The organism is Cupriavidus sp. GW823-FHT07A04, assembly GCF_058794615.1.
Genome location: NZ_JBXAHA010000002.1, coordinates 1 through 21,322, shown reverse-complemented (window position 1 = coordinate 21,322; position 21,322 = coordinate 1). Strand labels below are relative to the sequence as shown.

At 66.9% G+C, this 21,322-nt stretch carries 19 protein-coding genes and 1 pseudogene; 15 read left to right on the top strand and 5 right to left on the bottom strand.

What is annotated here, in order from left to right:
- Nucleotides 1–19: 19 nt before the first annotated feature.
- The 5 genes and pseudogenes from AC1Q7Q_RS03350 to AC1Q7Q_RS03330 all read left to right on the top strand — a co-directional run bounded on the left by AC1Q7Q_RS03350 (nucleotide 20) and on the right by AC1Q7Q_RS03330 (nucleotide 2,335).
- The gene (locus AC1Q7Q_RS03350) at nucleotides 20–586 is read left to right on the top strand and encodes an Hsp20/alpha crystallin family protein (protein ID WP_492375262.1); all 567 of its coding nucleotides are present in this window, start codon (nucleotides 20–22) and stop codon (nucleotides 584–586) included.
- 239 nt (nucleotides 587–825) lie between these two features.
- Nucleotides 826–1,206: a hypothetical protein gene (locus tag AC1Q7Q_RS03345; protein WP_253931045.1), complete on the top strand. Its 381-nt coding sequence runs from the start codon at nucleotides 826–828 to the stop codon at nucleotides 1,204–1,206.
- A gap of 142 nt (nucleotides 1,207–1,348) precedes the next feature.
- Nucleotides 1,349–1,636 carry a co-chaperone GroES gene (locus tag AC1Q7Q_RS03340; protein WP_492375261.1) on the top strand — a complete coding sequence of 96 codons (288 nt, stop codon included), beginning with the start codon at nucleotides 1,349–1,351 and terminating at the stop codon, nucleotides 1,634–1,636.
- Between the two features lie 41 nt (nucleotides 1,637–1,677).
- Nucleotides 1,678–1,932: pseudogene (locus AC1Q7Q_RS03335) on the top strand (TCP-1/cpn60 chaperonin family protein); the annotation flags it as partial.
- A gap of 214 nt (nucleotides 1,933–2,146) precedes the next feature.
- Nucleotides 2,147–2,335 carry a hypothetical protein gene (locus tag AC1Q7Q_RS03330; protein WP_492375260.1) on the top strand — a complete coding sequence of 63 codons (189 nt, stop codon included), beginning with the start codon at nucleotides 2,147–2,149 and terminating at the stop codon, nucleotides 2,333–2,335.
- A 21-nt stretch (nucleotides 2,336–2,356) separates the two neighbouring features.
- Here the strand turns inward: AC1Q7Q_RS03330 and AC1Q7Q_RS03325 are convergent, their stop codons facing one another.
- The 4 genes from AC1Q7Q_RS03325 to AC1Q7Q_RS03310 form a co-directional block, all read right to left on the bottom strand.
- Nucleotides 2,357–2,776, bottom strand: coding sequence for a hypothetical protein (locus tag AC1Q7Q_RS03325; RefSeq protein WP_492375259.1), 420 nt, complete (start codon nucleotides 2,774–2,776; stop codon nucleotides 2,357–2,359).
- A 101-nt stretch (nucleotides 2,777–2,877) separates the two neighbouring features.
- The gene (locus AC1Q7Q_RS03320) at nucleotides 2,878–3,849 is read right to left on the bottom strand and encodes a GGDEF domain-containing protein (RefSeq protein ID WP_492375258.1); all 972 of its coding nucleotides are present in this window, start codon (nucleotides 3,847–3,849) and stop codon (nucleotides 2,878–2,880) included.
- A 182-nt stretch (nucleotides 3,850–4,031) separates the two neighbouring features.
- On the bottom strand, nucleotides 4,032–4,448 hold the full coding sequence (locus AC1Q7Q_RS03315; protein WP_492375257.1) for a hypothetical protein: 417 nt from the start codon (nucleotides 4,446–4,448) through the stop codon (nucleotides 4,032–4,034).
- Nucleotides 4,449–4,678: 230 nt separating this feature from the next.
- Nucleotides 4,679–5,839 carry a site-specific integrase gene (locus tag AC1Q7Q_RS03310; RefSeq protein ID WP_492375256.1) on the bottom strand — a complete coding sequence of 387 codons (1,161 nt, stop codon included), beginning with the start codon at nucleotides 5,837–5,839 and terminating at the stop codon, nucleotides 4,679–4,681.
- 122 nt (nucleotides 5,840–5,961) lie between these two features.
- Between AC1Q7Q_RS03310 and AC1Q7Q_RS03305 the strand changes: the two genes are divergently transcribed.
- A complete protein-coding gene (locus AC1Q7Q_RS03305) occupies nucleotides 5,962–6,930 on the top strand; it encodes a DNA-binding protein (RefSeq protein WP_492375255.1) in 969 nt (322 codons plus the stop codon).
- Between the two features lie 162 nt (nucleotides 6,931–7,092).
- On the opposite strand, the gene AC1Q7Q_RS03300 is transcribed toward AC1Q7Q_RS03305, so the two are convergent.
- Nucleotides 7,093–8,661, bottom strand: a complete 1,569-nt coding sequence (locus tag AC1Q7Q_RS03300) for a fatty acid--CoA ligase (protein ID WP_492375254.1) — start codon at nucleotides 8,659–8,661, stop codon at nucleotides 7,093–7,095.
- Between the two features lie 277 nt (nucleotides 8,662–8,938).
- On the opposite strand from AC1Q7Q_RS03300, the gene AC1Q7Q_RS03295 reads away from it, so the two are divergent.
- The 9 genes from AC1Q7Q_RS03295 to AC1Q7Q_RS03255 all read left to right on the top strand — a co-directional run bounded on the left by AC1Q7Q_RS03295 (nucleotide 8,939) and on the right by AC1Q7Q_RS03255 (nucleotide 21,212).
- A complete protein-coding gene (locus tag AC1Q7Q_RS03295) occupies nucleotides 8,939–10,771 on the top strand; it encodes an acyclic terpene utilization AtuA family protein (RefSeq protein ID WP_492375253.1) in 1,833 nt (610 codons plus the stop codon).
- 307 nt (nucleotides 10,772–11,078) lie between these two features.
- Nucleotides 11,079–11,849, top strand: a complete 771-nt coding sequence (locus AC1Q7Q_RS03290) for an AraC family transcriptional regulator (protein WP_492375252.1) — start codon at nucleotides 11,079–11,081, stop codon at nucleotides 11,847–11,849.
- Nucleotides 11,850–11,957: 108 nt separating this feature from the next.
- On the top strand, nucleotides 11,958–12,770 hold the full coding sequence (locus tag AC1Q7Q_RS03285; protein WP_492375251.1) for a TIGR03084 family metal-binding protein: 813 nt from the start codon (nucleotides 11,958–11,960) through the stop codon (nucleotides 12,768–12,770).
- The gene (locus tag AC1Q7Q_RS03280; RefSeq protein WP_492375250.1) at nucleotides 12,767–13,669 is read left to right on the top strand and encodes a phosphatidylglycerol lysyltransferase domain-containing protein; all 903 of its coding nucleotides are present in this window, start codon (nucleotides 12,767–12,769) and stop codon (nucleotides 13,667–13,669) included. Before AC1Q7Q_RS03285 ends, AC1Q7Q_RS03280 begins: the two co-directional genes overlap by 4 nt.
- A 155-nt stretch (nucleotides 13,670–13,824) precedes the next feature.
- Entirely contained in the window at nucleotides 13,825–15,447 is a 1,623-nt protein-coding gene (locus AC1Q7Q_RS03275; RefSeq protein ID WP_492375249.1) for an acyl-CoA carboxylase subunit beta, read from the top strand.
- Nucleotides 15,448–15,502: 55 nt separating this feature from the next.
- The gene (locus tag AC1Q7Q_RS03270) at nucleotides 15,503–16,657 is read left to right on the top strand and encodes an acyl-CoA dehydrogenase family protein (RefSeq protein WP_492375248.1); all 1,155 of its coding nucleotides are present in this window, start codon (nucleotides 15,503–15,505) and stop codon (nucleotides 16,655–16,657) included.
- A 39-nt stretch (nucleotides 16,658–16,696) separates the two neighbouring features.
- The gene (locus AC1Q7Q_RS03265; protein ID WP_492375247.1) at nucleotides 16,697–18,697 is read left to right on the top strand and encodes an acetyl-CoA carboxylase biotin carboxylase subunit; all 2,001 of its coding nucleotides are present in this window, start codon (nucleotides 16,697–16,699) and stop codon (nucleotides 18,695–18,697) included.
- Between the two features lie 85 nt (nucleotides 18,698–18,782).
- Nucleotides 18,783–19,568, top strand: a complete 786-nt coding sequence (locus AC1Q7Q_RS03260; protein WP_492375246.1) for an enoyl-CoA hydratase/isomerase family protein — start codon at nucleotides 18,783–18,785, stop codon at nucleotides 19,566–19,568.
- A gap of 72 nt (nucleotides 19,569–19,640) precedes the next feature.
- Nucleotides 19,641–21,212: an acyl-CoA synthetase gene (locus AC1Q7Q_RS03255; RefSeq protein WP_492375245.1), complete on the top strand. Its 1,572-nt coding sequence runs from the start codon at nucleotides 19,641–19,643 to the stop codon at nucleotides 21,210–21,212.
- The last annotated feature ends 110 nt before the right edge of the window (nucleotides 21,213–21,322 follow it).

Genomic DNA, 21,322 nt, shown 5'->3' with positions numbered 1-21,322 from the left:
GACATTCGGTGAGGACAAGATGAAAACCGATCTGGGTAAATGGAACCCCTTCAAGTTCCTACGCAAATCGACAGAGGACGGGCAGCCGACGGGCGAGTCATCAAATGTTCCCGCGCCAAGGCACCGGACACCGGACTGGCCTGACGTTTCGCGGCTGTTTTCAAGCGACCCATGGCGTGCGATGGGCGAGCTTCTGCATGAACCCTTCGCGGGCTTCGGGGGACTGGATCGATGGTTCGGTGACTTCAGTTCGTCGCGCTTCCAGCCACGAATCGATGTGGTCGATGATGGCACGGCGCTGAGGATTACGGCGGAGCTGCCCGGCATGGATCGCGAGGACCTGCAGACCACCATCGAAGATGGCGCCCTGGTGTTGCGGGGTGAGAAGAAGCAGGACACTCGGAGCGAGGAAAACGGCTGCTACCGGCTGGAGCGGGCATATGGCGCCTTCATGCGCAGTATTCCGCTGCCAGATGGCGTCGACCTTGATCACGTCGAGGCGAACTTCGACCGCGGTGTATTGACGCTGCGTCTGCCCAAGACCGGTGCGCCGCAGTCTGCGGTGAGGAAGATCGAGGTGAAGTGAGCGGGAGATGCGAGCTGCCTCAAGGGCATGGACTCGCGTGAGCCTGCTGCGCTCCGCCGGGATGTTCCTGCTGGCCATGCAAGGTAGCACCTCCGCGGTTCCTTTCTGGCATACGCGGCGCTCGGAACGTGCGGTGCGGCTTGCAACCCTGCAGCGAATCCACGTGCGAAGCTGAGGTCTTGAAATCGCGGGACTGGCCTCTATTTTCGCGGAAAACGCTTCCCGAGAAGGAGACTTCGATGAAATTCGATTCTGAGTGGGTGACGCTAGGCAGGCATCGGGTGCGGCTCAAGTGCACGCGCGGCTTCCCTACCGAGCGGACGCGGCGCGTGGCGGAGTTGGTCACCATCGCGATCGATAACAACCTCAGCGCGCGGGCCCGGTTGGTGGAAGTCACGGCACAAGGCGATGCTTACGTGATCAGCATCGGCACGACGTTCGAAAAGGACAGAGAGGCGGCGCCCCACCTGGAAGTGGCCCTTGCCACGATGTTCGGCCTGGCGCTCGAACAGGTCACGATTGACGTTGTTGTCGTCAGTCAAACAGAGGTGGATACGCATTTTGGCGTGTATGAGCGGATGCTGGCCGAAAAGCTCGGTGCCGTGCCACCCATTCAGTGAAGCGCCAGAATTCGGCTTCTGGGCCAGTGATGCTCGTGGCGCGAATCCAGGCATCGGCGTTAAGACTCTCAAGCACGAACAGTGTCAGGACTGGCCGGCCCGTCAAGCTCATGATTACAGTGATTGGATGAGGAGCAAGGCGATGAACATCCGTCCACTACACGATCGCGTCATCGTCAGACGTCTGGAGGCAGAACACAAGACGGCCGGCGGCATTGTCATCCCCGAAACTGCCGCTGAAATGCCGGACCAGGGCAAAGTCCTGGCCATCGGCCCCGGCAAGCGCCTGGGCGATGGCCGTGTCAGCGCGCCGAGCGTGAAGATCGGCGAGCGCGTGCTATTTGGCAAGTATACGGACAGCACCGTCAAGCTTGCAGGCGAGCACGTGCTGGTCATGCATGACGAGGACATTCTGTGCGTCGTCGGATAGAGGAAGGAACATAAGGCCAGAGTCTCGCGAGGAGTCTCATCATGGCAGCCAAGGAGATCCAGTTTCAGGAGTCCGTCGCCGCCACATCGTGGCGGGTGTCAACCTGCTGGCCAACGCGATCAAGGTCACGCTCGGTCCCAAGGGGCGTAATGTGGTCCTCGAGCGATCGTTCGGGGCCCCGTTGATTACCAAGGATGGCGTGTCGGTCACCAAGGAAATCGAGCTTCGCGACAAATTCGAAAACATTGGGGGCCCAGTTGGTCAAGCAGGTTGCGGCCAAGACTTCCGACGTGGCCGCGTGGCGGTCTCCGGCCATGACAGCCGCGCGCGCTGCCGACCTTGTGCTGGGCGGCACGCCCGGGTGCGGGACGGCTTCGCCGGCTGCCTGTGCGCGCTGGCCGACGCGCCGGAGCCCGGCACTGCCTGCGCGCCCGCGATCGGCGCAAGATTGGCATCCCGCCCATAAGCCTTCTAAGATCAAGTCACACTCACCCGTCCAGGGACATGACCATGACCAATGCGAGCAAACCTGCAGCGCCGACGCCTCACAAGGCGCCCGCACCATCCAAAACCAAGCCATCGCCTGCCAGCAAGGCCGACCACGCGGAAGAAGAGCTCGACGAAGCCCTGAGGGAAACCTTTCCCGCAAGCGACCCGATTTCGGTGGACCACGGACGCGTCACCCGGCCGGCGAAGTAGCCCCTGCACCGGGCCGCCCCGCTAGACCAGTTGCCGCAGCTGCGCGACGACTTTCATCAGTTGCCCGTGCGCCACGATCACGCCTGACTCGTCCTGCAGCGCTTGCTGGTAGCGGTCACGAAACGCCGGGGCGCTGTCGGGTCCAAACAGTTTCTCGGTGGCCGCGGCCACCGCCTTGCAGGTTTCATCGTGATGCTCGGGCGCGTCCAGCTCTTCGTCGATCTCGATGATCAGCCGCGAGAGCGGGTCCAGCCAGCGGAAATAGGTCTCCTCGGTCACAACCTGCACGAACAGCCCGGCCGGGATCGGGCCATGCAGGCGTTCGTACTCCACGCGATTCAGCGCGATCACTTCCTTGTGCACCTTCAGGAGCGCGGCCCGCAGGGCGCGCAGGCCGCTGCGGCGATCCTCCTGCTTGGCCAGGAATTGCTCGTGTGACATAGCCGTTCTCCTTTTCTTGTTGGCTCAGTGGGGCTGCTTGTCAGTATAGGCAGGAGGGCGCGCCCGGCGGTGGGCGCGTGGCTTGGCAGCAACCCCTAGGGTTAGCGCTGGCTTGCCTTGCGGGATGCCTTGTTGGCATACATGGCCGCATCGGCCTCGGCCAGCAGCGCGGTGGTGCCATCGTGGCGCGCCGCATCGAACTGGACGGAGCCGACGCTGAACGCGATGTCATAACCTCGCGCCGCCTGCTCGTTGATCGCATCCATGGCCGACTTCAGGCGCGCCAGCGTGGCCTCGCACAGCGCGGCATCGGAGCTGGTCAGCAGCGCCACGAACTCATCGCCGCCCAGGCGGCCGATCACATCGGAGTCACGCAGCGACTGGCGCAACTGCGCGGCAAAGACTGACAGGGCGCGGTCGCCCTCGGCATGGCCGAAGCGGTCGTTGATGCCTTTGAAACCATCCAGGTCGAAGAACAGCAGCGTGGCGGGCTTGTCCAGCCGCTCGCACACATTGAGCGCGTGTTGCGCCAGCGCCGAGAAGCCGCGGCGATTGGACAACAGCGTCAGCTCGTCCATGGTGGCCAGTTGCAGCGCGGCCAACTCCTGCTCGGCCATGCGAGCCAGATCGCGCAACAAGGCGCGGTCTTCCTCGCCGAACTCGCGCGGCTGCACGTCGATCAGGCACAGCGTACCCAGCTTGCTGCCGTTGGCCACCGACAACGGACAGCCCGCATAAAAGCGGATGCCGGGCTCGTCCACGACCAGCGGGTTGTCGTGAAAGCGTTCGTCGAGCAGCGCGTCGGGCACCAGCAGGATGCCGTCATCGAGGATCGCGTGCCCGCAGAACGAGACCTCGCGAGGGGACTCGGTGGAAGACAAGCCAATGCAGGACTTGAACCACTGGCGGTTGGCGTCTACCAGGCTGACCAGCGCAATGGGTACGCCAAACAGGCGCCGCGCCAGCCGGGTCAGGCGGTCGAAGCGCTCTTCCGCCGAGGTATCGAGGATATTCAGGGCACGCAGCGTGTCCAGCCGAAGCTGTTCGTTGGCGGGGATCGAAGGCGGCGTCATAGGGGTTCGGCGACTGGCAGGGGATGGTGTGCGACATCACGCTCTCGGGCTGCGATTGCACGCGCACCGCCTGTATATCGGCATACCCGGCGCGTATTGTAGTGGCTTGCGGAATTCAAACAGGCAATCGAAGAGGCAATCGAACAGGCATTCGAACAGGCATTCGAGCGATGTCCATGGCCTCAGCAGCGAAGCCGCGCCTGCTGATCGCGCAGGTTGCGGTAGCGCCGGCGGTAGTCCTCCTGCTCCGGCAGGCGAGCCCGGCGGCGCGCACTGTAGTCGGACTCCAGCAGCCGCATCTGGTTGGCCAGCCAGTAACACTGGTTGACCTCGGTGCGGGCGGCCTCGTTTTGCTCGCGCACCAGCCGCGCCTGGTATTCGCGCTCCTCCGCCTCGCGCTTTTTCAGGAACTGCTGGTTGGCCGCGTCGGTAGCCGGTTCGGGGCTGATACGAGAGAGATTGCCGCCCAGCGCCGCGCCCTGCCAGCCGGCCGGGCACGGGGCGTCGGTGTAGAGCGTTTTGTTGCCGCTTACGCATTTGCCGGCGTGGGCCGCGCCCATGCAGCAGACAAGCGCAAGCAGGACAAGCCAGTGCCGCATGGCAGTCTCCCGTTGGCACCGCCGGTGGCGGCCGCCGTGATTGTCGATCTGGAATCTGGTGGGCGTGTGCGCAACCCGGCCCATATTCTTGTCCGTCCCAGGGCGGCTTGTCCAGCGGTGCCGACCGTTCTCCCATGATCCTGGCGCCCTTGCATTCTCGGCAAAAGAATCAGATTTGAGACGTTCTCCTTGCATCAAGGAGAACTACACGTGGAAGGCGGCATCAGCTGTCACCGCTCGGCATCCTCGTCCAGCACGCCGATCAGGTCAGCCGCCACCGAGCGCCGCGCATCCGCCGCCCGGAAGTACCGCACCAGCGTCGCCACGCTGGTGTGCCCCGTCATGGCCATGGCCTCGGCCATCGGCACCTGGCGCGAAGCGGCCTCGGTCACAAAGCCCGAGCGCAGCGAGTGCGCCGAGAAATCTCCCTCCAACCCGGCCGCCTCGCAACGCTGCCTGACGATCTTGCGCACGGCGGCGTCGGACAGCGCTTCGCCCACATGCCCGCCACGGCGCACGCGCCGGAAGATCGCGCCATCGCCAATCGCTGCCGCCTTTAGCCAGGCCTCCAGCGCCGCGCCCGCCGCGCCGATCACCGGCTTGGCGTTGTCCGGCAGGTCGGCTCCGGCCTGGTTGGTCTTGGACCAGCCCAGTTGATAGACGAACTCGCCCGGCGCGAGGCGCCGCAGGTTGGCCAGCGTGGCGCCCGCCACCTCGGAGCGCCGCCGGCCACCGCTGGACCAGGCGAACAGCAGCAGCGCACGGTCGCGCACGCCGATCAGCGAATCGTCGCAGGTCTCCAGCAGCCGGGATAACGGCTCACGCGTCAGCGCCGCCTTGCGCGCCGGGCGCTCGCCGCGCTTGGCATAGGCCCGGCGCGTGCGCGCCACCAGCTCACGCACGGCCGGGTCGGCACAGGGGTTATCCAGGTTTTCCAGCCGATGCGCCTTGGCAATCACGGCCAGCCGGTGCATCAGCGTGGCCAATGCCGGCGGGCCTGTACGCGCCTTGAGTCCGCTGGCGACCAGTGCCGCGTCGATGGCCGGCGGCAATTCGCTGACCGGGCCCTGGGGCGTGGTCCGCGTGGCGTGGTCTACGACAAACTGGATGATGACCGCCGGCTGCAGGGGAAGGGCGATCGGCTGGCCGTAGCGCAGCGCGAACCAACCTGCCCAATACCGTAGGGCGGAACGATAGCTGGCCACCGTGTTGGCGGATTCGCCCTCGCGGTACAGCGCTTCGGCGGCCTGGCGGCCCAGCGGGTCGAGTTCGGACGGGCGCAGCGGCGCGGGAAAATCGGCATGAGCGAGCTTCAGGCTGGAGGAATCGGGGTGCTTTGGCGAGTTTTCGGCCTTGTCACCGAGGAATAAGAGGGACTCTTGAGAAGTCATAATAAATATGATGTATGCTGTATTAAATTATACACCAACACCAGATAAGGCGCGATAACCATTCATTATCGTGCCTTATCTTTGCGGCGAGATCCAACGCCGCCAAAAAACTTGCCCGGACCATGCAAAACGCCAATCTGCCCGCCACGCGCTCCCGTTCCATCACCCAGCAAGATGTCTGGCAAGCCGCCGATGCCTTGCTGCTGGCCGGCCAGCGCCCCACCATCGAACGGATCCGGCTGCATCTTGGGCGCGGCTCGCCAAACACCGTCAGCCCGCACCTGGATGCCTGGTTCGCCGGGCTGGGCGCCCGTTTGCAGGACCCGCAGGCGTTTGCGGCGCCAGCGAACCTGCCTGAGCCGGTGAACCAGGCCGCACGCTATCTATGGGATGCGGCACAAGCCGAGGCCCGGGCCACCGTGTCGGCGAGCTATGCCACGCGAGAATCGGAACTGGCGCTGGCGAGGGCAGCCGTCGAGGCGGAGCAGGCCGCGCTGGCGCAGGAGCGCGCCATCCTGATGACAAAACTGGACGCGGCCGACAACGCCCTGGCCGAACTGGCGCGCGCCCGCGATGAAGCCAGCGAACGCGCCGCCCGCGCCGAGGCGCAACTGGTGGCGCAGCAAGCGGAGAACGACGCCATGCGTGCCGCGCTGGGACGCGCGCAGCAAGAGAAGGACGCGCTGCTGCGCGATACCGCTAGCCAGCGCGCCGCCTGGGACAAGGAGCGCGAAACCATGGCGGATCGATTTGGCGCCAATGAGCGGCGCATGGCGCTGGAACTGGACGGCGCGCGGGTAGCGCTGCGCGAAGGGCAGCGTCAGTTGGACAACGAGCGCAAGGCGGCCCAGCAAAAGCTGGTGGACGCGGCCGAAGCCGCGGGGCGGCAGGCCGAGGAACTGGCAAAGGTAGGGAATGCCGTGGCTGTGCTGGACGAGCGGGTCCGGCAGCAGGATGGCTTGCTGGCCGAGTACCGGCAGCAATTGGAAAACCGGGGAGAGCCGGACGCGGATATCGCGCGGGCAGCACGCCCGCCAATACGAAAGAGTCGCCCGATCAGGCCCGCCCGGCCACCGAGATTCAAGGTGTGAGGAGGGTCTATCCTGATGCTAGATCTAGCATTGACAGTAGGGCGCAACCGGTTGAATTTATTGGAAATCTCCGGAATATTTCCACACCGGAACACCTAACACCTGACATTTGGACATGCCGATAAGCCATTGATCTTCATGCATTTCCATGACCCGACTCCTTTACGTCCCCCTTAGCAAGTGCTTCTGGATTTTCCCGCTCGTGGTCTTCGGCAGCGCATCGACAAAGTGATACCGGCGCGGCCGCTTGTAGGCAGCCAGGCGGTCGCCATGCACCAGGAAGCCGTCGAGCAATGCCGCGGTAGCTTGTGCCCCGGGCTTGACCACCACGTAGGCGCCGACAACCTGTCCCCAGGTAGCATCCGCCTCGCCGATGACCGCCACTTCCAGCACGGCAGCGTGCTCGATCAGCGCATCCTCGACTTCCCGCGGATACACGTTCTCGGCGCCCGAATTGATCATGTAGTCGATGCGATCGCGCACCCACAGGTAGCCGTCCTCGTCCAGGCTGCCGAGGTCGCCGGTGTGGTACCAGCCGTGGGCCAGGGCGCGCGCATTGGCATCCGGGCGGTTCAGGTAGCCGGCCATCATGCACGGGCCGCGCACCAGGATCTCGCCGACTTCTCCGGGTGCGCAAGGCTGGGCCGGATCGGTCGGGGCGTCGTCCTCGCGCAGCACTGCAACCACCAGGTCGTGATTGAGCGAGGGCAGGCCGGCCGAGCCGGCGTGGCTGAGCTGCTCATGCGGATACAGCACGGACATGCAGGGCCCCATCTCGGTGGTGCCATACACCTGCACCAAGCCCGCGCCAACCACGCGGTCCCACTCGCGGATCAGGTGCGGCGCCATCGATGCGCCGCCGTACTCCACCAGCCGCAGCGACGACACATCGCGCGCGTGGGCGTCCGGGTGGTTGAGCAGCATGCCGACCATGGTCGGCGCGGCGAAGAAGTGCGTGACTTTCTCGGCCTCGACCAGTTGCCAGGCCTCGCCGGCATCGAAGCGCCGCTGCAGCACCTGCGTGGCACCCAGCTGCAGGCGCGGCAGGAAGCTGGTGTGCAGCTCCGCCGTGTGGTTCAGCGGCGCAATCGACAAGCCCACGTCCTCGCGCGACAGCGTCATGGCCTGATGCATCATGGCGTTGTGCGCGAGCTTGCTGCGGTGCGTGTGCAGCACGCCCTTGGGGCGGCCGGTGGTGCCGCTGGTGTACATCAGGATGCAGGGATCGTTCTCAATCACGGCGATGCCGGGCGCGTCATGCGGCTGCCCCGCGGCCAGCGTGGCCAGGTGGTGCGTGGCAAAGGCCGGTGCCGGCTCGGGGTCCGCGTAGATCCAGCGTGTTGTGCCCGAGGCCAGCTCGGCGGCTTTTTCCACCACGGCGCAGCCTTCCTGCTCGAACAGCAGGGCGCTGGCCTTGCCGTCCTCCAGGATGAAGGCCAGTTCCTGCGCGGCCAGCCGGTAGTTGATCGGATTAAAGATCGCGCCTACCCGGGCCGCCGCCAGCATGCTGAAAACAAAGGCTGGCGTGTTGTAGAGGAACGCCGCAACCACATCGCCATGGCCTACGCCGATCGACAGCAGCGCATGGGCGTGGCGGTTCACCTGCGCGTCCAGCTCCGCATAGGTCCAGGTGCGGCGGCTCGGTCCCATGCCGGCGACCAGCGCGGTCTTGCGTGGCAGGTAGCGCGCGGGCCAGGAAAGGGTGTCGCCCAGGGTAAGGACGTGGCTCAAGGCAATGCTCCAACAGCGGGGGTGGGGGGGCGCCGGCGGGCAAGGCAAGCCGGCAAGAACGGCCGAAAGAAAGCGGTCGAATATAAAGCCAGCGTCTCTTTTTGGGAAATAACGATTTGCACTTTGCATATATGGATCCGCCAGGGCACCCTGCGCCGAAGCCAATTGACGCAAGACGTCATGCCCGCAACTCGCTATCGTGCCAGCAAGGCCGGCGAGCCATGACTCGCCGATGACAACGGCAATCGATGACTGAGACGAAAGGGGAAGCGCGTCCATGAACAAGCAAAGTCGGCAGGGCAAGGAAAACGTGCGGATAGGCGGCGCCTCCGGTTTCTGGGGCGACAGCGCAATCGGCCCGGTCCAGCTGGTGGACAAGGGCGACATCGACTACCTGGTGTTCGACTACCTGGCTGAGCTCACCATGTCGCTGCTGGCGGCGGCGCGGCTGAAGAATCCGGAAGCTGGCTATGCGCTGGATTTTGTCACCGGGGCCCTGCGCTCGGTGCTCAAGCCAGCCATGGAAAAGGGCATCCGCATCGTGAGCAATGCCGGCGGCGTGAATCCGCGGGCCTGTGCGGCGGCGGTGCGCAAGCTGGCCGAGGAGCTCGGCGTGACGGTGCGGGTGGCGGTGGTCGATGGCGACGACCTGCTGCCGCAGCTCGACGCGCTGCGCGAGGCAGGCACGCGCGACATGCAAAGCGGCGCCGCGATGCCGGCCCGCATCCTGACGGCCAACGCCTACCTGGGCGCCGTGCCGATCCGGGCCGCGCTGGATGCCGGCGCGGATATCGTGATCACCGGGCGCTGCGTGGACAGCGCGGTGACGCTGGGCGTGCTGATGCACGAGTTCAACTGGAGCCCCACCGACTACGACCTGCTGTCCGCGGGCAGCCTGGCGGGGCACATCATCGAGTGCGGCTGCCAGGCCACCGGCGGCCTGCACACCGACTGGGAGCAGGTACCGGACTGGGCCAATATCGGCTACCCGGTAGTGACCTGCCGGGCGGATGGCACCTTCCTGGTCGGCAAGCCGCCCGGCACCGGCGGGCTGGTCAGCCCGGCCACCGTCGGCGAGCAGATGCTATACGAGATAGGCGATCCGGCCGCCTACCTGCTGCCTGACGTGATCTGCGATTTCACCGGCGTCACGCTGCGCCAGGCCGGGACGGACCTGGTGGAAGTCCAGGGCGCCAAGGGCCGCCCGCCTAGCGCCAGCTACAAGGTCTCGGCCACCTATGCCGACGGCTATCGCTGCTCGGCGCAACTGACCATCGTGGGCTTCGATGCCGTGCGCAAGGCGCGCCGCAGCGGCGAGGCCTTCCTGGCACGCACGCGCGGCATGCTGGCACGGGCCGGGCAGCCGGATTTCACCGAGACCCGGCTGGACGTGCTGGGCACCGCCGCGGCCTTTGGCCCGCATGTGCCGCAACCTGCCTTGTTCGAGGCGGTGATGTGGCTGGCGGTGACGCATCCGGACAAGCGCGCGCTGGAGATGTTCGCGCGAGAGATTGCGCCGGCAGGCACTTCATGGTCGCCCGGCACCACCGGGGTAGGCGGGCGGCCATCCGTCAGCATGGCCATCAAGCAGTTTCCCTTCCTGGTGCCAAAAACGCGGGTCCAGCCCGCCGTGTGGCTTGACGAGCAGCCGGTGCCGCTGCCCGCGACCATGGCCTGCGCAAGCGATGCGCCAACTGGCACGGTGCCGGCGGCCGAGCCAGCCCGCGCGTCGACGCCATCTGCCGCTACCGAGCCTGCCGCAGACTGGGTCGATGTGCCGCTGATCCGGCTGGCGTACGGGCGTAGTGGCGACAAGGGCGATTTTTCCAACATCGGCATCATCGCGCGCGACGCCGCCTACCTGCCGCTGATCGCAGTGCAGTTGACAGAGGCTGCGGTGGCCGCGTTCCTTGCGCACAACGTCAAGGGCAGGGTGACGCGTTACTTCCTGCCCGGCATCGGCGCCTTCAACTTCCTGTGCGAGCAGGCGCTGGGCGGCGGCGGCATGGCGTCGCTGCGCAACGATCCGCTGGGCAAGGGGATGGGCCAGGTCCTGCTGGCCATGCCGGTGCGGGTGCCGCCGGCGCTGGCGCGGGCACTGGGCGCCTGAGCCAGGCCGGATGGGGTCTATCCCGATGCCGACGGCATGCGGCATGCGGCATCGGGATAAACCCCCATCCGGCGCCTCTTCAGCCGCCTTCGCTGGCATCATGACGCTGGCGCGCAAGGCCGCAGGGCGGCTGCCCGCGCGTTCTTGCCGAACCAGGCGCCAGCCGTCAGTCACATCAGCCACATCAGCCACATCAGCCACATCCGCCACGCGCGGCGCCGCGAACAGTGAGACCCAGATGCAGCCAGTTTTGCCATGCACACCGGACGCCACGGACCTGCCATGCAGGCGCCCGAGCGGAAGTTTCATGTGGATCGACCCCGACCGCGTGCTCTACGTTGGGCTGCTCGGCGCGCCGTCGGTGCGCTCGATCGGCGCCATCCTGCTTTATGTGGCGCTGGACGCGCCGTTTCGCCTGAGCGTGGCGGATGGCGAGTGGGAAACCGCCGAGATCGCCTTCGTGCCGCCCTACGCTGCGCACCGCATCGCTTCCGACAGCCGCAGCCTGTGCGGCTTCCTGATCGAGCCCGAGACCGTCGATATGTCCCGCTTGCCCCTGCCGCTGCGCGGTCCGGGCGGCGCACTGGCGGCCCCGCGGATGGCGCAGCATGCGCGCGACCTGATCACCCAGTTGCGCGGCATGCGGCGGCCGGAGCTGGGCGCCGGGCTGCTCGATGCGCTGCTGCTGGGCGAGCCGCTGGCGCCGCGTGCGCTCGATCGGCGCATCGATGCGGCGGTGCGTCAGATCAAGGCCGACCCGGGCGGGCGTAGCGCCGCCAGCGACCATGCGCGCGACGCCAACTTGTCGTTTTCCCGCTTCCTGCACCTGTTCAAGGAGGAGGTCGGCACGCCGTTCCGCACGTTCCGCACCTGGAAGCGCGCCCGCAGCCTGCTGCACTACGTCACCCAGGAGGCCAACCTGGCCGAGGTCGCGCTGGATACCGGCTATCCGGATTCCACGCACTTCAGCCACTCCATCCGCCGCGTGTACGGTCTCAAGCCGCGCGACATCTTCGCGGGCTCGCGCAAGCTCGCGCTGCATGGCCTGCCGCCAATGACTGCCTATCGCCCCGCGTAGCTGGCCAGGCGGCGATCACTTTGCACAAGACCAATGGCGCGCCGCGCGCCAGAATCGAAGCCATCGAACCTTGCCAAGCCTGCCGCCAACGGCAGCCGGATACGCCCCATGAAAGCAACCTGCCAGGACCTGCTGGACGAGTACCGCGAGCTGGCCGCCCTTTGCGCCACGCTCACCCCCGCGCAATGGCGCGAGCCAAGCGCCTTCTATGACTGGAGCGCCTGGGACGAGATCGCCCACCTGTGCTACTTCGACCAGACCGCGCTGCAGGCTGCCACCGACCCGCAAGCCTTCCTGCGCGACGCGCAAGCGCTCAATGCGCTGATGGCAGGAGGCGGGCATATCAGCGCCGTGGCGCGCGATACCTACGGCCACCTGGACGGCCCCGCCTTGCTGGCGTACTGGCAGCCACTGTACGAGCAGCTGGTGCGCACGCTGGCCGCGCTCGACCCCAAATCCCGCCTGCCCTGGTACGGTCCACCCATGAGCGCCCGCAGCTTTGCCACCGCGCGGCTGATGGAGACCTGGGCCCATGGCCAGGACATCTGGGATACGGCGGGCCAGGCCCGCGCGCCCACCGCCCGCCTCAAGCACATCGCGCATATCGGCGCCACCACCTACGGCTGGACCTTCGTCAACCGCGGTGAGCCGGTGCCGGGGCCCGCGCCTTATATCGCGCTGAGCGCGCCCGATGGCAGCGTGTGGACCTGGAACGAACCGCAGCAGGACAACTACGTGCGCGGCAGCGCGGAAGATTTCTGCCTGCTGGTCACGCAGCGCCGCCATCTGGACGATACCCGCCTGCAATACAGCGCCGGGCCGGCCCGGCAATGGCTGGCGCAGGCCCAGTGCTTCGCCGGGCCGCCCGCCACCGGGCCGGCTGCCGGCACGCGCGTGTTGCGCACGGCTTCGGCAGGGTGAACGGCACCGCAGCGCCCATTCAGGCCGCGCACGGCGAGCCGCTGGTCCCGGCGCTTGCCGCCGGGATCGACGCAGCGCTGCGCAAGCTCAGCGCCGACGCCGGCGAAACCTGCCTCTCCGAGCACGCCTTCGCCAACCTGTACCTGTTCCGGCAAGCGCACGCCTACCGCTATGTCGGCGGCGACTATCCGCATATCAGCGGTGTGACCTATGACGGCGCGCGCCACGTGCTGCCGCTGTTCGCGCTGGAAACCGCACCGGTTGACGTGCTGCGGGCGCTGCTGCGCGAGCACGCCTGCTTCTATCCGCTGTCCACGGCCCAGGTCGCGCGGCTCGACCCCGCCATCTTCACCTGGACGGCATCGCGCGCCGACGCTGACTATCTCTATCCCGCCGCCAACTTCACAGCCTATCGCGGCACGACGCTGGCCAAGAAGCGCAACCTGATGAAGCAACTGCTGGCCACGCATGCCGTCACCGCGCGCGCCTACCACCCGGGGCTGGCCGACCAGGCCCTGGCCGTGCATGAAGGCTGGATGCAAGCCAAGCACAAGGCGCACGGCGAAGCCGACGACACCCCCTGCGGCGAGGCCCTCCAACACGCCGAACGACTCGGCCTGGAAGGCTTCCTGTACGAGATAGCAGGGCAGCCCGTGGGTTTCGTGCTGGCGCAGGAGATCCGCCCAACGGTCTTCGCCATGCGCTTCGCCAAAGGCCTGGCAGCCTGCAAGGGCATCTACCAGTACATGTTCCACCACTTCTGCACGGCGTATCCACGCCCGGTAGCGTGGCTGAATTTCGAACAGGACATGGGGCTGGACAACTTCCGTCAGACCAAGCTCTCCTATGCGCCGAGCGCGTTGCTGCCGAAGTTCAGGGTGCAATTGCGGGTGAGTTGACGTACTTCCGGCATCTGTCACACAAAGGCATAAAAGCACAAAGGCACAAAGGCAGAACGGCGCGAAGCAGCACAGCCAGTTCTCGCAAGACCCTGCCGGCTCCCACCCCTACCATGGCTTCACACCGGCGCACCGCCCCTGAACAGTGAACCCACATGGCAAATATCGAATCCAGACTCTCCGCCGGCAGTGAAGCATTCCAGGCCAACCGTGCCGGCATGCTGGCACTGCTGGAGCGTATCCGCGCCTTCGAGCAGCGCGCCGCCAGTTTGTCCGCCGCCTCGCGCGAGCGCTTCGAGAAGCGCGGGCAGTTGCTGCCGCGCGACCGGCTGGCATTGCTGCTGGACCCGGGCGCACCGTTTATCGAGTTGTCGTCGCTGGCCGGGCTGGGGCTGGACAACCCCGACCTGGACAAGAGCGTGCCCGGCGGCGGCCTGATCGCGGGCATCGGCTTTGTGTCGGGCCTGCGCTGCATGATCAGCGCCTCGGACTCAGGCATCAACGCCGGCGCCTTGCAACCCAAGGGGCTGGACAAGCAGCTGCGGGTGCAGGAGATCGCGCTCGAGAACAAGCTGCCCTATGTGCAGCTGGTGGAGAGTGCCGGCGCCAACCTGATGACCTACAAGGTCGAGGATTTCGTGCGGGGCGGCAACCTGTTCCGCAACCTGGCGCGCCTGTCGGCTGCCGGGCTGCCGGTGGTGACGGTGACGCATGGCTCGTCCACGGCGGGTGGGGCTTACCAGACCGGCTTGTCGGACTACATCATCATGGTGCGCGGCCGCTCGCGCGCCTTCCTGGCAGGCCCGCCGCTGTTGATGGCAGCGACGGGCGAAGTGGCCACCGAGGAGGAGCTCGGTGGCGCCGTGATGCATACCTCGGTCTCCGGCCTGGGCGACTACCTGGCCGAGGACGACCGCGATGCGCTGCGCATCGCCCGCGAGATCCTGGGCAAGATCGACTGGCACCGCGACCAGCCCGCCGCCGCGCCGCGCAGCTACAAGCCGCCGCGCTTTGATGCCGAGGAGCTGCTCGGCGTGATGCCGATGGACCATAAGCGGCCGGTCGACATGAAGGAGGTGATCGCGCGCATTGCCGACGATTCCGACTTCCTGGAGTTCGGCGAGAACTACGGCGGCGCCACCGTATGCGGCCATATCAAGATCGAGGGCTGGCCGCTGGGCATCATCACCAACAACGGCCCGATCGATCCGGCCGGCGCGACCAAGGCCACGCACTTTATCCAAGCCTGCTGCCAGTCGCGCACGCCCATCCTCTACCTGAACAACACCACCGGCTTCATGGTGGGCCGCAGCTATGAGGAAGCCGGCATCATCAAGCACGGCTCCAAGATGATCCAGGCGGTGAGCAACGCCACCGTGCCGCAGATCACGATCTATTGCGGCGCGTCGTTCGGCGCGGGCAACTACGGCATGTGCGGGCGCGGCTTCCACCCGCGTTTCTGCTTCTCCTGGCCCAATGCCAAGACCGCCGTGATGGGCGGCGAGCAGGCCGCGCGCACCATGGCCATCGTGACCGAGGCCGCCATGAAGCGCAAAGGCGGGCAGGCCGATGCCGACCAGCTGGAAGCACTGCAGAAAGGCATCGTCGAGCGTTTCGACCGCCAGATGAGCGTGTTTGTCACCAGCGCCCACGTGCTGGACGACGGCGTGATCGACCCGCGCAATACGCGCGCGGTGCTGGCCAATGTGCTGGCGGTCTGCCGCGAGGGCGATGCCAGGACGCCGCAAGCCATGCAATTCGGGGTTGCGCGGCCCTGACGACCAGCGACTCAGCCAGAACAGACATGCAAAAGAACGAACGGAGACCAGCGACATGCTACTGACACCCGAACACGAGGCGCTGCGCGCCACCATCAAGCGATTTATCGCCGAGCAGATCAATCCGCACGTGGACGCCTGGGAAGAGGCCGAGATCTTCCCCGCGCATGACGTCTTCCGCAAGATGGGCGATCTGGGCCTGCTGGGCCTGTCCAAGCCGGAAGAGGATGGCGGCATGGGGCTCGATTACTCCTACAGCGCGGTGCTGGCGGAAACGCTCTCCGACATCAACTGCGGCGGCGTGCCCATGGCCATCGGGGTGCAGACCGACATGGCTACCCCGGCCCTGGCCCACCACGGCAGCGCGGAGCTGCGCCGCGAATTCCTGGCGCCCGCGATCCGCGGCGAGTACGTGGCCTGCTTGGGCGTCTCGGAGGTGGGCAGCGGCTCCGACGTGGCCTCGATCAAGACCACTGCAAGGCGCGACGGCGACGACTACATCATCAACGGCGGCAAGATGTGGACCACCAATGGCACCCAGGCAGACTTCTGCTGCGTGCTGGCCAATACGTCGGACGGAGCGCCGCACCGCAACAAGACGCTGATCGTGGTGCCAATGAAGACCCGCGGCGTTTCAGTGGCCAAGAAGATCCGCAAGATCGGCATGGACTCGTCCGATACCGCGCAGCTGTACTTCGACGACGTGCGGGTGCCGCAGCGCTACCGCATCGGCGAGGAAGGCATGGGCTTTACCTACCAGATGGAACAGTTCCAGGTAGAGCGCCTGTGGGGCGCGCTCAGCTCCGCCAGCCGATGCGCCAAGGCGATCGATCTCACCATCGAGTACACCCGCGAGCGCAAGGCATTTGGCCGCTCCATCCTGGACAACCAGTGGGTGCACTACACCTTGGCCGAGCTGCAGACCGAGGTCGAAGCGCTGCACGCCCTGTGCTGGCGCGCCGTGGAGATGATGGTGCGCGGCGAGGATGCCACCCGCCTGGCCACCATGGCCAAGCTCAAGGCCGGCCGGCTGTCGCGTGAGGTGGCGGACCGCTGCCTGCAGTTCTGGGGCGGCATGGGCTACGTGCTGGAGAGCCCGATCTCGCGCATTTTCCGGGACGGGCGGCTCACCTCCATCGGCGGCGGCGCCGACGAAGTCATGATGCAGATCCTGTGCAAGTTCATGGGCACCTTCCCCCAGTCGAAGTAAGCGTTCAAAGCTAAAGACAAGAGAGCAGACCAGGCCACCATGAAGCAGCCCACGCCATTCCAAAAGATCCTGATCGCCAACCGGGGCGAAATCGCCTTGCGCGTGATGCGCAGCGCCACCGCGCTGGGCTACCGCACGGTGGCGGTCTACTCCAGCGCCGACGCCGGCGCGCGCCATGTCCAGGAAGCCGGCCAGGCGGTGTATATCGGCGAGGCGCAACCGGCGCAGTCCTACCTGCGCATCGACGCCATCATCGAGGCAGCGCGGCGTTGCGGCGCCGATGCCGTGCATCCCGGCTACGGCTTCCTGGCGGAGAATGCCGCTTTTGCCCGCGCCTGCCGCGAAGCGGGGCTGGTATTCATCGGCCCGTCGGCCGAGTCCATCGTGGCCATGGGCAACAAGGCCGGCGCCAAGCGGCTGATGATGGCCGCGGACGTGCCGTGCATCCCGGGCTACCAGGGCGAGGACCAGGACGAGGCGCGCCTGTGCGCCGAGGCCGAGCGCATCGGCTTCCCGGTCATGATCAAGGCCACGGCAGGCGGGGGCGGGCGGGGCATGCGGCTGGTGCCGCACGCGCGGGCCTTTCCCGAGCTGCTGCGCAGCGCGCGCTCGGAAGCGCAGGGCGCCTTCGGCGACCCCGAGGTGATCCTGGAGCGGGCCGTGGTGGAACCGCGCCATATCGAGATCCAGATCCTGGCGGACCGCTATGGCAACGCCATCCACCTGGGCGAGCGCGATTGCTCGGTGCAGCGGCGCCACCAGAAGCTGATCGAAGAGGCGCCATCGCCCGCGGTGAGCGCCGAGCTGCGGGCCCGCATGGGCGCTACCGCCGTGGCCGCCGTCAAGGCGATCGGCTACGAAGGCGCGGGCACGCTGGAGTTCCTGCTCGACCGCGACGGCAACTATTACTTCATGGAGATGAACACGCGGCTGCAGGTGGAGCATCCCGTGACCGAGGCCATCACCGGCCTGGACCTGGTGGCGCTGCAACTGCGGATTGCCGCAGGCGAGCCGTTGCCGCTCAAGCAGGAAGACGTGCGCTTTTCCGGCCACGCCATCGAAGTGCGGCTGTGCGCCGAAGACGCCGATCAAGGCTTTATGCCGCAAAGCGGCGAGATTACACTGTGGCAGGCCCCGTGCGCCTTGCGCGTGGAGCACGCGCTGGGCAGTGGCGCCACAATCCCGCCGTACTACGACTCCATGATCGCCAAGCTCATCAGCTACGGTGGTACACGCGACGAAGCGCGGCGCAAGCTGTCGCAAGGCCTGGCGGACCTGGTAGCGCTTGGCGTGACCACCAACCAGGTGTTCCTTGGCCGCTGCCTCGCCCATCCCGCCTTTGCCGGGGGAGAGGCCACCACCGCCTTCATCGGCCAGCACCAGGACGCGCTGCTGCAACCCGATGCGGCACTACGCCAGCGGGCCGCCGCGCTGGCGGCGCTGCTCCTGTATGAAACCTCGCCGGAGCGCCAGCCGGGCGAGCCAGCCGCGAGCCTGGCCCCCACGCTGCCCATCGGCCTGCGCTACCGGGTCAACGGGGCGGAGCATCAGGCCAGCCTGGCATATGGCGGAGGCAATCGCTTCGTGGTTGCCATGGGCGAGGCGCGCTTTGCCTTCGAGACCATCGCGTTAAGCGCGCATTCGGTACGTTTCAGCTGCGATGGCCTGGTCGAGAGCGCCACCTTCCATCGCGACGCCAGCACGCTGCTGCTGCACTACCAGGGCACGCCGCTGCGCATCGAGGACCACACCCGGGCCGCTGCCGCCAGGGCTGGCGAGGCTGCCGGGGACGGCAAGCTGCGCGCCTCGATGAATGGCCGCGTGGTCAACGTGATGGTGGCCATCGGCGACCAGGTCGAGGCGGGCCAGCCCATGGTCACGCTGGAAGCCATGAAGATGGAGCACATCCACGTGGCCCCGGCCGCCGGCCGGGTTGGCGCCGTGCACGTACAGGTTGGCGATCAGGCCGCCGCCATGCGCGTGATCGCGGAGATCGAGTTCGAGGCGCCGCCGGCGGAGCCGGTCAAGGCTGCCGCCTGAGCCCTCCGAGTGGCCTGAGCCTGTTGCCACGGCACCCATCAGACCGCTTCCCAACCCATAGCGACAGACTAACCAGCGGAGCACCATGAGCGAATCGGAAACCCCAGCCGTCCTCCATGAAAAACGCGGCGCCGCGTTCTGGATCACCATCAACCGGCCCGACAAGCGCAACGCCATCAACAAGGAAGTCGTGGCCGGCATCCGGGCGGGCTACCGCGCTGCGCACGCAGACCCCGCCATCCGCGCCATCGTGCTGACCGGTGCCGGCGACAAGGCCTTCTGCGCCGGTGGCGACCTGCAGCCAGGCAAGGGCTTTGCCTTCGACCTCTCGCAGCCTAATGTGGACTACGCCGACATGCTGCGCGAATCCCAGCAAGCCACGCTGCCCAGCATTGCGCGGATCAACGGCACCTGCATGGCCGGCGGCATGGGCTTGCTGTGCATGACCGATATGGCGGTGGCCGCCGAGAACGCCTTGTTTGGCCTGCCGGAGGTCAAGGTGGGCGTGTTCCCGATGCAAGTGCTGAGTCTGCTGCAAACGCTGGCGCCGCCCCGGCTGGTGCGCGAGTGGTGCATCAGCGGCGAGCCGTTTTCCGCCGCCGAGGCCAAGGCCGCCGGCCTGGTCAACCACCTGGCCGCGCCGGGCGAGCTGGACGCGCGCACCGAATGGCTGGTCGCCCGCGTGGCCGACAAGTCGCCCACCGCCATCCGGCGCGGCAAGTACGCCATGCAAGCCATGGCGTCGATGAGCTTTCCCGAAGGCATCGCCTATACCGAAAGCCAGATCGCGCTGCTGGCGATGACCGAAGACGCGCGCGAAGGCCTGGCCGCCTTCAACGAGAAGCGCAAGCCGGTCTGGACCGGCAGGTAAAACAACCGGCGAGGCGCGCGCCGGGCAGGCCGCGCTGGCGGTGTCTGCAACGACTGAACAAGGTAGCAGCCTATGAACAATGCATCGTCGACAACATCGTCCACCCAAGCGGACAGCGCCGCCTTCCTGGCGCTCGGCATGGCGCAATGGCTGCGCCGCCGCGCTGCGCGCAGCCCCCGCAGCCCCGCGCTGACCTGCGCCGGGCAGACCTGGACCTATGCCGAGCTGGTGGCCGACGCCCAGAAGGTGGCTGCCGTGCTGGCGGCGGGCGGCGTCGGACGCGGCCAGCGCGTGGGCTACCTGGGCCTGAATGACCCGCTGTTCCTGGTGACGCAGTTCGCCTGCGCCTGGCTGGGCGCCATCTTCGTGCCGCTCAATTTCCGGCTCACCGGGCCGGAGCTGGCCTTTATCCTTAACGATGCCGGCGTGCATACGCTGTTTGCCGATGAAGACTACGCCGGCCTGATCGATGAAGCGCGCCCGACGCTGGAGTGCCAGCGCTACCTGCGCCGCACCGATGCGCCGGGCTGGGAAGGCCTGTTGTCGCGGATGGCGCAAGCCGATGCTGCGCTGCCGCCCGTGTCCACCGATCCGGACGATATCGCCGCGATCATGTACACCTCGGGCACCACCGGACACCCCAAGGGCGCCATGCTCACGCATGGCAACTTCTGGGCCAACAACCTGAACGTGATGATGCTGAGCGACCTCGCCAGCACCGACGTCGCGCTCAATTTCGCGCCCCTGTTCCATGTTGGCGGCATGTGCTGCGTGAGCTTGCCCATCCTGATGGCGGGCGGCCATCTCGTGCTGCAGCGCAGCTTCGACCCCGCAGCCGTCATGCAGGCGGTGGCCGAGCACCGGGTGACGGTCAGCTTCGCGGTGCCCGCCATGCTGCTGTTCGTCAGCCAGCACCCGGATTTCGCGCAGGCGGACCTGTCCAGCCTGCGGACCATTTCGGTCGGCGGCGCCCCCATGCCCGAGCCGCTGCTGCGCCTGTTCGCCGGGCGCGGCATCCCGGTCAACCAGGGCTACGGCCTGACCGAGACCGCCGCCGCGACGACCTTCCTGGCCCCGGAGCGCGCGCAGGACAAGCTCGGCTCCTGTGGCACGCCGGCCATGATGACCGAAGTCTGCATCCGCGACTTCGACGGCAAGCCACTGACCGAGCCGCAGGCCCGCGGCGAGATCTGCGCGCGTGGCGGCAACATCATGAAGGGCTACTGGAACCGCCCGGAAGCCACCGCCGCGGCGTTCTACGAAGGCGGCTGGTTCCGCACCGGCGACGTCGGCTATGTCGACGAAGAAGGCTTCCACTACGTCTGCGACCGCCTGAAGGACATGGTGATCACCGGCGGCGAGAACGTCTACCCGGCCGAAGTCGAAAGCGTGCTGTACGAGCACCCGGCCATTGCCGAAGTCGCCGTGATCGGCGCGCCCGACGAGCGCTGGGGCGAGCATGTGGTTGCCGTGGTGGCGCTCAAGCCGGGCGCCAGCCTGACGCTGGAAGCCCTGCAGGCGTTTGCGGAGCCGCGGCTGGCGCGGTACAAGCTGCCGCGGGCGTTGCGGGTGGTGGCGGCGTTGCCGCGTAATCCTACGGGGAAGGTGTTGAAGGTGAGGTTGAGGGAGATGGGGGAGGGGTAAGGGTGTTGGGTGGTGCATGGCGGGTTTGCTGTCTCTTTTAGCGGCGTTGGTTTTTGCACCCAAGGGCCATACGACATCCCCCTGCGGGGGCTGCCGGTCACTCTTCTTTG

What these genes read in the sequence shown, in the direction of transcription:
- AC1Q7Q_RS03310 (WP_492375256.1), bottom strand. Translation starts at nt 5,839, where the DNA reads ATGACTTCTCAAGAGTCCCTCTTATTCCTCGGTGACAAGGCCGAAAAC.
- AC1Q7Q_RS03315 (WP_492375257.1), bottom strand. Translation starts at nt 4,448, where the DNA reads ATGCGGCACTGGCTTGTCCTGCTTGCGCTTGTCTGCTGCATGGGCGCG.
- AC1Q7Q_RS03295 (WP_492375253.1), top strand. Translation starts at nt 8,939, where the DNA reads ATGAACAAGCAAAGTCGGCAGGGCAAGGAAAACGTGCGGATAGGCGGC.
- AC1Q7Q_RS03305 (WP_492375255.1), top strand. Translation starts at nt 5,962, where the DNA reads ATGCAAAACGCCAATCTGCCCGCCACGCGCTCCCGTTCCATCACCCAG.
- AC1Q7Q_RS03340 (WP_492375261.1), top strand. Translation starts at nt 1,349, where the DNA reads ATGAACATCCGTCCACTACACGATCGCGTCATCGTCAGACGTCTGGAG.
- AC1Q7Q_RS03330 (WP_492375260.1), top strand. Translation starts at nt 2,147, where the DNA reads ATGACCAATGCGAGCAAACCTGCAGCGCCGACGCCTCACAAGGCGCCC.
- AC1Q7Q_RS03350 (WP_492375262.1), top strand. Translation starts at nt 20, where the DNA reads ATGAAAACCGATCTGGGTAAATGGAACCCCTTCAAGTTCCTACGCAAA.
- AC1Q7Q_RS03285 (WP_492375251.1), top strand. Translation starts at nt 11,958, where the DNA reads ATGAAAGCAACCTGCCAGGACCTGCTGGACGAGTACCGCGAGCTGGCC.
- AC1Q7Q_RS03275 (WP_492375249.1), top strand. Translation starts at nt 13,825, where the DNA reads ATGGCAAATATCGAATCCAGACTCTCCGCCGGCAGTGAAGCATTCCAG.
- AC1Q7Q_RS03325 (WP_492375259.1), bottom strand. Translation starts at nt 2,776, where the DNA reads ATGTCACACGAGCAATTCCTGGCCAAGCAGGAGGATCGCCGCAGCGGC.
- AC1Q7Q_RS03265 (WP_492375247.1), top strand. Translation starts at nt 16,697, where the DNA reads ATGAAGCAGCCCACGCCATTCCAAAAGATCCTGATCGCCAACCGGGGC.
- AC1Q7Q_RS03290 (WP_492375252.1), top strand. Translation starts at nt 11,079, where the DNA reads ATGTGGATCGACCCCGACCGCGTGCTCTACGTTGGGCTGCTCGGCGCG.
- AC1Q7Q_RS03255 (WP_492375245.1), top strand. Translation starts at nt 19,641, where the DNA reads ATGAACAATGCATCGTCGACAACATCGTCCACCCAAGCGGACAGCGCC.
- AC1Q7Q_RS03270 (WP_492375248.1), top strand. Translation starts at nt 15,503, where the DNA reads ATGCTACTGACACCCGAACACGAGGCGCTGCGCGCCACCATCAAGCGA.
- AC1Q7Q_RS03260 (WP_492375246.1), top strand. Translation starts at nt 18,783, where the DNA reads ATGAGCGAATCGGAAACCCCAGCCGTCCTCCATGAAAAACGCGGCGCC.
- AC1Q7Q_RS03345 (WP_253931045.1), top strand. Translation starts at nt 826, where the DNA reads ATGAAATTCGATTCTGAGTGGGTGACGCTAGGCAGGCATCGGGTGCGG.
- AC1Q7Q_RS03320 (WP_492375258.1), bottom strand. Translation starts at nt 3,849, where the DNA reads ATGACGCCGCCTTCGATCCCCGCCAACGAACAGCTTCGGCTGGACACG.